Annotated in this window: 9 protein-coding genes; 3 read left to right on the top strand and 6 right to left on the bottom strand. The window is 69.6% G+C overall.

What is annotated here, in order from left to right:
* Positions 1-147 precede the first annotated feature (147 nt).
* The 3 genes from ACGGCP_RS09740 to ACGGCP_RS09730 are packed head-to-tail and all read right to left on the bottom strand — an operon-like array spanning position 148 to position 3,296.
* The gene (locus ACGGCP_RS09740; RefSeq protein ID WP_392963558.1) at positions 148-810 is read right to left on the bottom strand and encodes an alpha/beta fold hydrolase; all 663 of its coding nucleotides are present in this window, start codon (positions 808-810) and stop codon (positions 148-150) included.
* Complete coding sequence (locus ACGGCP_RS09735) at positions 803-1,771, bottom strand: EamA family transporter (RefSeq protein WP_392963555.1); 969 nt, start codon at positions 1,769-1,771, stop codon at positions 803-805. The genes ACGGCP_RS09740 and ACGGCP_RS09735 overlap by 8 nt, the downstream gene beginning before the upstream one ends.
* 58 nt (positions 1,772-1,829) lie before the next feature.
* Complete coding sequence (locus ACGGCP_RS09730) at positions 1,830-3,296, bottom strand: serine hydrolase domain-containing protein (protein WP_392963552.1); 1,467 nt, start codon at positions 3,294-3,296, stop codon at positions 1,830-1,832.
* A gap of 98 nt (positions 3,297-3,394) precedes the next feature.
* Here ACGGCP_RS09730 and ACGGCP_RS09725 point away from each other — a divergent pair, with 98 nt between their 5' ends.
* Positions 3,395-4,039: a TetR/AcrR family transcriptional regulator gene (locus ACGGCP_RS09725; RefSeq protein WP_392963550.1), complete on the top strand. Its 645-nt coding sequence runs from the start codon at positions 3,395-3,397 to the stop codon at positions 4,037-4,039.
* A gap of 64 nt (positions 4,040-4,103) precedes the next feature.
* On the opposite strand, the gene ACGGCP_RS09720 is transcribed toward ACGGCP_RS09725, so the two are convergent.
* Positions 4,104-4,535 carry a hypothetical protein gene (locus tag ACGGCP_RS09720; protein WP_392963547.1) on the bottom strand — a complete coding sequence of 144 codons (432 nt, stop codon included), beginning with the start codon at positions 4,533-4,535 and terminating at the stop codon, positions 4,104-4,106.
* Positions 4,536-4,699: 164 nt separating this feature from the next.
* Between ACGGCP_RS09720 and ACGGCP_RS09715 the strand changes: the two genes are divergently transcribed.
* Positions 4,700-5,362 carry a PadR family transcriptional regulator gene (locus ACGGCP_RS09715; RefSeq protein ID WP_392963544.1) on the top strand — a complete coding sequence of 221 codons (663 nt, stop codon included), beginning with the start codon at positions 4,700-4,702 and terminating at the stop codon, positions 5,360-5,362.
* Between the two features lie 167 nt (positions 5,363-5,529).
* Positions 5,530-6,720 carry an FAD-dependent oxidoreductase gene (locus tag ACGGCP_RS09710; protein ID WP_392963542.1) on the top strand — a complete coding sequence of 397 codons (1,191 nt, stop codon included), beginning with the start codon at positions 5,530-5,532 and terminating at the stop codon, positions 6,718-6,720.
* Between the two features lie 10 nt (positions 6,721-6,730).
* On the opposite strand, the gene ACGGCP_RS09705 is transcribed toward ACGGCP_RS09710, so the two are convergent.
* Positions 6,731-7,144 (bottom strand): hypothetical protein, encoded by a 414-nt coding sequence (locus ACGGCP_RS09705; RefSeq protein WP_392963539.1) that lies wholly within the window; start codon positions 7,142-7,144, stop codon positions 6,731-6,733.
* Between the two features lie 26 nt (positions 7,145-7,170).
* Positions 7,171-7,851 (bottom strand): tetratricopeptide repeat protein, encoded by a 681-nt coding sequence (locus tag ACGGCP_RS09700; protein WP_392963536.1) that lies wholly within the window; start codon positions 7,849-7,851, stop codon positions 7,171-7,173.
* Between the last annotated feature and the right edge of the window lie 73 nt (positions 7,852-7,924).

Here is a 7,924-nt window from a genome sequence, read left to right as displayed (position 1 = left end):
ACACGACATCCGCGCCTCCATCTGGATGCACCCCGGATCCGCACTCCTCATGACCATCGTCGGCACCACCCTCTACCTCACCGGAGCCATGTAACCCCAAAGGAAGCGGCCCCTCGCTCAGCGCGAGGGGCCGTTTCCGTGTTCGAGCTAGCGCTGCAGCTCGGCCCAGTACCGGTGCAGCCGTTCGGCGAGCGGTCGCGGGTGGGAGAGGGCGACCATGTGGCCGCCGTCGATCTCGTCGGGCTCGATGCCGAGGCGGTCCCGCACCATGCCGCGCACGAACGCGGGCGGGAAGAACCGGTCGTCGCGGCAGAGCAGGAACCGGGTCGGCACGTCAGGCCAAGCATCCAAAGGGGACGGTTCGCCGTCGCGTACCCCGGCCTGCTCGCGGGCGCGCCGCTCGCACTCCTCGGCCAGGTCGGCAGGGACGCCGTTGTAGAACACGTCCTCCTCGCCGCCCGGTTCGAGATCGGTGTAGCCGGACGCGGCCCACCAGTCGTTCGGCGACTCGCCCGGGACGGGGACCATCGCGGTCACGAACACCAGCAGTTCAGTCTTGATGCGGGAGCACACGACCGGCGCGACGAGCCCGCCCCACGAGTGCGCGACCACCACGAGGTTCGGCCGGTCACCGCACGCCTGGACGACCGCGTCCGCGTACTCGGAGAGGCCGTTCGCCGGGTCCTCGATCGGCAGGTCGACGGCGATCACCTCGTGCCCAAGCCCGCGCAGCACCGGCTCGACGAGATGCCAGTCCCAGGCGGTGCTGCCGCCTCCGTGGATCAGCGCGAACGTCGCGGTCTCAGCCATGGTCGGGCTCCTTCACTGCCGCTGCCTTCCGTTGCGGGCGTTCGGTACTGACGACGATCACGACGGCCGCGATGACGACCGCGCCGCCCGCGATGATCGGCACCGTCACCGCCTCGGACAGCACCAGCCAGCCGAGGAACACCGCGACCAGCGGGTTCACGTACGCGTAGGTCGCGACGAGCGAGATGTTCGCCGCCTGCAGCAGCCACACATAGGCCGAGAACGCGACCACCGACCCGAAGACCACCAGGTACGCCCACGCCGCCCACGACCGCGCCGAGTACACGGCCAGTTCGAACCGCTCGCCCGAGGCCAAGCCGACCGCCAGGAGCACGACCCCGGCGATCGCCATCTCGTAGACGGCCGCGACGAACGCGTCCTTCGGCATCTTCAACCGCGGCTGCAGCCACGACCCGAACGCCCACGACGCGGTCGACAACATCACGAGCGCGATCGTCCAGAACGGGAAGTCGCCGCCCACGCCGTTCGCGATGAGCAGCGCGGCGAGCCCGGCGAAGCCCATGAGCACACCCGCCACGGTGGCCTTCTTCGGCCGCTCCCCCGCCAGCACCCGGTACAGCAGCACCCACAGCGGCACGGCCGCGATCAGGAGCGCGACCAGACCCGAAGGCGCGCCGCCGCTCTCGGCGATCGTCACCAGGCCCTGCCCGAGGACGGGCAGCAGCAGGCCGATCAGCGCGCACGACAGCAGCTCGGCCCGGCTCAACGCCAGCCGGGCGAACCCGCCCCGCGCCATCAGAATCAGCGCGAGAATGACTGCAGCGCAGGCGAACCTGGCACCGGCCGCGATCATCGGCGGGATGTCCTCGACCATGATCCGGATGCCGAGGTAGGTCGAGCCCCATACGACGTAGACGATGGCCAGCGCGGCCAGGACGAGGACGGGTCGGGCCGACTGGTGCCGGCCCGTATCGGGTTCGACGTCTGTTGCTGCGGTCATGCAGACACGCTATGCCCCGGCGGCGACAAAGCAAAGCGAAAACCTCCCGCCCCGGCGGTCACTCCCTGTCGCTCTGCGCGCGGCCGAGCCTCAGGCGCATCGCGCCGTGCCACAACCGCGCCGAGGCGGCCGCGACGGCGACCACGGCCAGGACGTACAGACCCTCAGCGAGGTCAGGTGCCAAGAGCTGCAACAGGATCCGACTCGGGGCCATCGCAGGGACCGCGACGGCCGCAAGGTACGCCACGGTCGCACCGGCGACCGCCCAACCGGCCATCGCCGCCCACACCAGCCAGCGCCGACCCGCCGGCTTCGCACCGCGCCGGACCTGCCGGACGGTCCGGATCACGACGAAGACGCCGAGCAGCACGAGCACCGCGACGGCGATGAGCGCGACCGGATAGAGCCAGTCGGACTCGAGCTCGTACCCCTCGCCCCCGGCCGCGACCCGGGCAGCGCCCAGCGCGGTGCCGACGAGCGCGCCGTCCTGGAAGTGGCCGTACGCGTTCTGCATGACGACCACCGCGCGGTCGAGCTCGGGCAGGAGGATGACGGCCGCCGAATAGCCGGGCGCGCCTCCGGTGTGGAAGACCGTGGTCGCCCCCAGGTCGGCGTTTCGGTCGTCGTCGATCTTCCAGCCCAGGCCGTAGTCCATGCGCTCGTTCACCGGTACGGCCGGGGTCTGCATGAGCGCCGACGAATCCGGGTTCACGGCACCGGACCCGCCGGGCAGACTGGCTGCGGCGAACGCGGCCAGGTCGGTGGCCGACCCGCCGAGGTAGCCGTAGCTGGGGCCGGTCGGGTCGAACGGCGCGTCGATCGCGACCGCCTGCCCCACGACGTAGGTGTGGCCGTCCGGCACGGAGGCGGCGGCTTCGGCGTCGGCGACCGCCGTGTCCATGCCGAGCGGGTCGAGGACGGCTTCGCGCAGGTAGTCCTCGTAGGGCATGCCGGAGACGGCTTCGACGAGCGCGCCGAGGACGAGGTAGTTGGCGCTCGCGTATTCGAACTCGGTGCCGGGGTCGGCGAACGGCTCGCTCTCGGCCAGGTCGGCGAGGGCGTCGCCATAGGGGTCCGCGCCAGCGTCGAAGCGGTCGGTGACGCCGGTGCCTTCGGGGATGCCGCTGGTCTGCTCCAGCAGGTGGCGGACGGTGATGCGGTCGGCGCGGTCCGGGTCGGCGAGGGTGAAGTCCGGCAGGTAGGTGCGCGCGGGTTCGTCGAGGTCGATGCGGCCGTCTTCGACGAGGGTCATGACGGCGGTCGCGGTGACGGGCTTGGCGACCGAGCCCCACAGGAACAGGGTCGCGTCGGTGACGGGTTCGCCCGCGCCGTCCTCGCCCCAGGCCGCCTGGTGCTCGATGCCGTCTGCGCTGACGACAGCCCAGGCCGCGCCGGGGACGCTCGTCTGTTCCAAGCGCTCCTCGATGTAGGCGTCGAGGTCGGCGAAGGATGTGGGGGCTTGGGGCGGTGGGACGGGCCCGGCCGCCAGCGCGAGTGCTGCGGCCGCGAGTGCGGTGGTGTGCATGGGTTTCCTTGCGGGTGGCCGCGGGGTGTCGCGGGAGGATCGGAATAACCGTATGAACATATGGCTTCCTCAAAACCATACACCGGTATGGTTAAACCGTGCCCAGGACCGCTGACCACGACCTCCGCCGCCAGCAGATGGCGGCCGCCACGCATCGGCTCATCGCCCACGCCGGACTCGACGCCGCCACCATGGCCGCTGTCGCACGCGAGGCGGGCTTCTCGGTGGGACTGGTGCAGCACTACTTCGCTTCGAAAGACGACCTGCTGCTCTTCGCCTACAGGCAGATGACCGAACACCAGCTCGCGCGCGTGGCCCGCATGGTCGCCGAGGGCGAAGCCGACCGTCAGCCGATCCGGGCGATCCTGCTGCGCTGCATGCCGGAGCTGTGGCCGCTGGACGAGTCCCGCCGGGGCGAGTACCGGGTCGCGACGGCCTTTCACGCGAGGGCGCTCGACGTGCCCACGGTGGCGGAGGTGGCCCGCGAAACGGCGGCCGTCGTGCGCGGCCAGATCGCTCGCGCGGTCGAGAACGGCAAGGAATGCGGTGAGGTCGAGCCCGCGACCGACGCCGAACGCGCAGCACTCGAACTGTCTGCGCTCATCGCTGGCCTCGCCGAAGAGCTGTACGGCGAACCCGAAGGCCGCAAAGGCCATCGGTCAAGAACCGAGGCGGCGACCGCGATCCTTGCAGACCGACTCGTCTGGTACTTCCCAGGAGTCTGCCGCCACCACGACCGCTAGCGATACGAGAACGCCCCCGGCTCCGGAGCAGGAGCCGAGGGCGATGCGTTCGCGGCGGCAGGGCTCACTGGAACAGCGAGACTACCCGCCACACCTGGTCGGCCCACAGCCCCAGCGCGCACAGCAGGAGTACGGCGGCGATGACCTTCCCGTAGGCGGGCACCGCCCACGCGGTGAGGTCTTCCCAGGCCATCCGCCACACCGGGAAGAGGATGAAGACGGTCGGGAGCACCGTGACCACGGTGAGGGTGATGGCCAGCCACAGCGCCGGGTCGGCGTTCATGAGGAACAGCCGGACGCCCAGCGACGCGATCAGGAAGAGCGCGACCGTCCGGTGCAGCATCAGCTCCCCGATGTGCTCGCTCATGCCGTGATCGGGGTGGACCTGGTGCGGGTGGTAGTCGATCTTGGCCTGCTGACGCCTGATCGCGATCAGGGAGAGGATGATCGTGTAGCCGTACACGAAGGCCACGGCGAGGTTGAGCGCGAGTTCCATTGGTGCTCCATGCGGTTCGAGGGGTTCCGAGGTCGGAGGGTTCCACAAGGGTAGGAGCCCACCCTCCGGGGCCGCAAGCCCGTCTCGGCCGCTCGAAGCGGGACTGGCATCTCATTACTCGATCTCGTATACTCGATTACGAGTATTGGATCGAGGTGAGGCCGATGGCCGGGAAACGCAGGACGCGCCGCAAGGTGTCGAACCTGACCGCGCTCGCGGTCCTGTCCGCCCTCGCCCACCGCCCCATGCACCCCTACGAGATGGCCCGCGCCTTCCGAGGCTGGGGCAAAGACCGCGATATGCAGGTCAAATGGGGGTCGCTGTACTCGGTCGTGGCGAGCCTGGAGAAGCACGGCTTCATCGAGGCGGCCGGGACCAGCCGCGAAGGCAACCGCCCCGAACGCACGGTCTACCGGATCACCGAAGCGGGATGGACCGAGATGGCCGACTGGACCCGCGAACTCCTCGCCACCGAGACCGACCCCGCCCGGTTCCGCTCGGGCCTGTCCGTCGCCTCCGTGATCGCCCCCGACGAGGTCGTCCAGCTCCTCGCCGCACGCGCCGCGCTCCTCGAGGAACGCCTCACAGACCTGCGCGAATCGCTTGCGACACAAGGCGAAGGCATCCCCCGCCTGTTCCAGGTCGAAGGCGAACAAGAACTCGCGGTCACCGAAGCCGACCTCGCCTGGACGCGGGCGTTCGCCGACGAACTCGCCTCCGGCACGTTCCCCGACCTCGACGCCTGGCGCGCGTTCCACACCACCCGCGAGATCCCCGAAGCCCTGGCCGACCTGGCCGAAAGGAGCCTCGACGACCAGAACCCGTAAGCACGGGCCCGGCGACGGCGTTGCAGCGCCGTCGCCGGGCCCGCTGAAACCCAGAACCGTCCCATACGAGAGCACAGGTCCGGCCCCGAGCGGCAACCACGAGGATAACCGGACCCCACGCTCCCGCCACGGCGGTTCGCACGCGAACCCTGAGGAAGGAAGCACCAATGCCCACCCACGTGAGGACCGCCGCCGTCATCGGCGGCGGCATCGCCGGACCCGTCAGCGCAGCAGCACTGGCGATGGCCGGGATCCAGGCCACGGTCTACGAGGCCTACCCCGTCAGCGCCGACGGCATCGGCGGCACACTCGCCTTGGCCCCCAACGGCTTCGCCGCCCTCGACATCATCGGCGCGGCCGACGCGGTGGCCGCCGCCGGAGAGCCCGTCCACCGCATGGACATGACCATCGGCAACCGCAAGCGCATCACCATCCCGAGCCTCGCCGGAGTCGGTCCGCTCTGGCTCCTCCACCGCACCGACCTCTACCGGGTTCTCCACGACCGCGCCGAGGCCCTGGGGGCGCGGTTCGCCTACGGCAAGCGGCTCACCGGTGTCCGCGAGGGCGACGCTTCGGTCACCGCGGTCTTCGCCGACGGCACCGAAGCCGTCGCCGACGTGCTCATCGGCGCCGACGGCGTCCACTCCACCGTGCGGCCCATCATCGACCCCGCGAACCGGGGACCCGAGTACACCGGCATGCTCGGCTTCGAATCAGTCGCCGACCACGCGCTACCGCTCGAAGCAGGGATCATGACGTTCGCGTTCGGCAAGCGCGGCTACTACCTGTACGGGGCGCTCCAGGACGGACGCACCCGGTGGGGCGTCAACCTCCCGTCCTCGAAGCCGTTGAGCTTCAAGGAGGTTCGTGAGACCTCCAATGAGACGTGGATGGATCGTCTCCACGAGGTCTACGGCGACGACAGCCCCGGCGCCGACCTCCTCCGGACGACCCCGGCCGAGACCCTCCAGGCCAGCGGCGCACTCCACATCATGCCGCCGGTCCCCACCTGGCACCGGGGCCGGATGGTCCTCGTGGGCGATGCGGTGCATGCACCCTCCAACAGCTCGGGACAGGGCGCTTCGCTCGCCATCGAGAGCGCGATCGAGCTGGCCCGCTGCCTGCGCGACATCGCCGACCCGGAGGCCGCCTTCACCGCTTACGAGGGCTTGCGGCGCGGCCGGGTCGAACGGATCGCGGCCATGGCGGCGCGGTCCAACGCGGTCAAGGCCCCAGGGCCGGTGATGCAGGCGGTGCTGCCGCTGATCATGCCCCTGTTCGTCAAGACCGTGATGAACCCCGAGAAGAACCTCGGACCGGTCCAGCGCCACCGCATCGACTGGCCCGCGACGGTATGACGTTCGGGCGCTAGTTCACAGCCAGCCGCAGGACCGCCGCCCCGTCGTTCATGCCGAGCAGCTGCACGACGAGCTCGCCCTGCCACGGGGCGGGCTCAGGCAGCACACCCTCGTCGAAGCAGGTCGAGAACATCGAGTTCGCGGTAATGGTCGACTCGCAGATGCCACTGAGGGAACCGCTGCTGGTGCTCTCCGACTGCGCCACTTCGAATTCGATGCCGTCCTCGATGACGGCCGTGATCGTCAGCGTCGCCATGCCCTCATGCGGGGCCCCGATCACGCGGTCCATCGGTTCACTCACGGCCACTTCGCATGCGCCGTCTTCGCAAGCGGTGTAGTCGGTGCCGTCAGCGGCCGGACCCGCCTCCGGCGGACCGCCGCAGCCGGACAGGACCACCATGCCGAGGAGGGCGGTGACGGACAATGAGACTGGAGTGAGCAGGGACCGCATCAGAAGTACCGCCTCAAAGCCGCGCTGATCTGCGGCGCCTCTTCGAACATGAGCGAGCGCTCCATGATGTCGGCGCGCTCGATGGCGCTGCGGATCTCCCGCTGCCCCTGGTCATCGATGTAGGTGAAGTGCTGCAAACCGTCGGCCCAAGCCGCCCCGGCCGTGTCGCCTAGCGCTTCGAAGATCACTGCCATCCGGCAGTACAGGTACAGGCGGCCGGTGTCCTCCAGGCTCGGGACCTTCGGATTCGCCGCGATCGACTGCGCGAACAAGTGCAGCCCTTGACGCGCCCGGCCGCTGAACAGGCTCAACTCTCCTGCGGTGTCGAGCAGCACGCTCTTGCGACGGCAGATCGTGACCGCGTTCCGCAGCAGCTTGACCGCAGCGTCACCTCTCCCCTGGTCGTCGAGGAACCTCGCGAACCAGACGTACGGGATGTCCCAGCGTTCGTCCTCGGTGTGCACCTTCCGGAAGGCCGGGATGCAGCGGCCCCAGTCTCCGGCGCGCCCTTTCGCCGCCGCTTCCCAGAGCGGTGCTCCCATGGCAAGCGATTCGTGGCCGTCGGTGTGTTCCGACAGCAGGCCGTCGGGGATGTCTCCGATCGGGCTGAAGAGCGTGTAGGAGCAGAACTTGTCTTCGAGGCTCGCTACCTCGGACTCTGCGTTCCAGGTGCTGAACATGCGGTTCCACCAACGACTTCCCGCCATCGCCATACTCCGATCCTCTTCAGTGCGAACGTGTTCGTTCTATCCG

The organism is Glycomyces sp. NPDC048151 (genome assembly GCF_043202775.1).
GTDB lineage: Bacteria > Actinomycetota > Actinomycetes > Mycobacteriales > Micromonosporaceae > Glycomyces.
This window is presented reverse-complemented; position numbering and strand designations above follow the sequence as displayed.

Coding starts and splice junctions, on each gene's coding strand:
- ACGGCP_RS09740 (WP_392963558.1), bottom strand. CDS start 810: ATGGCTGAGACCGCGACGTTCGCGCTGATCCACGGAGGCGGCAGCACC.
- ACGGCP_RS09735 (WP_392963555.1), bottom strand. CDS start 1,771: ATGACCGCAGCAACAGACGTCGAACCCGATACGGGCCGGCACCAGTCG.
- ACGGCP_RS09730 (WP_392963552.1), bottom strand. CDS start 3,296: ATGCACACCACCGCACTCGCGGCCGCAGCACTCGCGCTGGCGGCCGGG.
- ACGGCP_RS09720 (WP_392963547.1), bottom strand. CDS start 4,535: ATGGAACTCGCGCTCAACCTCGCCGTGGCCTTCGTGTACGGCTACACG.
- ACGGCP_RS09715 (WP_392963544.1), top strand. CDS start 4,700: ATGGCCGGGAAACGCAGGACGCGCCGCAAGGTGTCGAACCTGACCGCG.
- ACGGCP_RS09710 (WP_392963542.1), top strand. CDS start 5,530: ATGCCCACCCACGTGAGGACCGCCGCCGTCATCGGCGGCGGCATCGCC.
- ACGGCP_RS09700 (WP_392963536.1), bottom strand. CDS start 7,851: ATGTTCAGCACCTGGAACGCAGAGTCCGAGGTAGCGAGCCTCGAAGAC.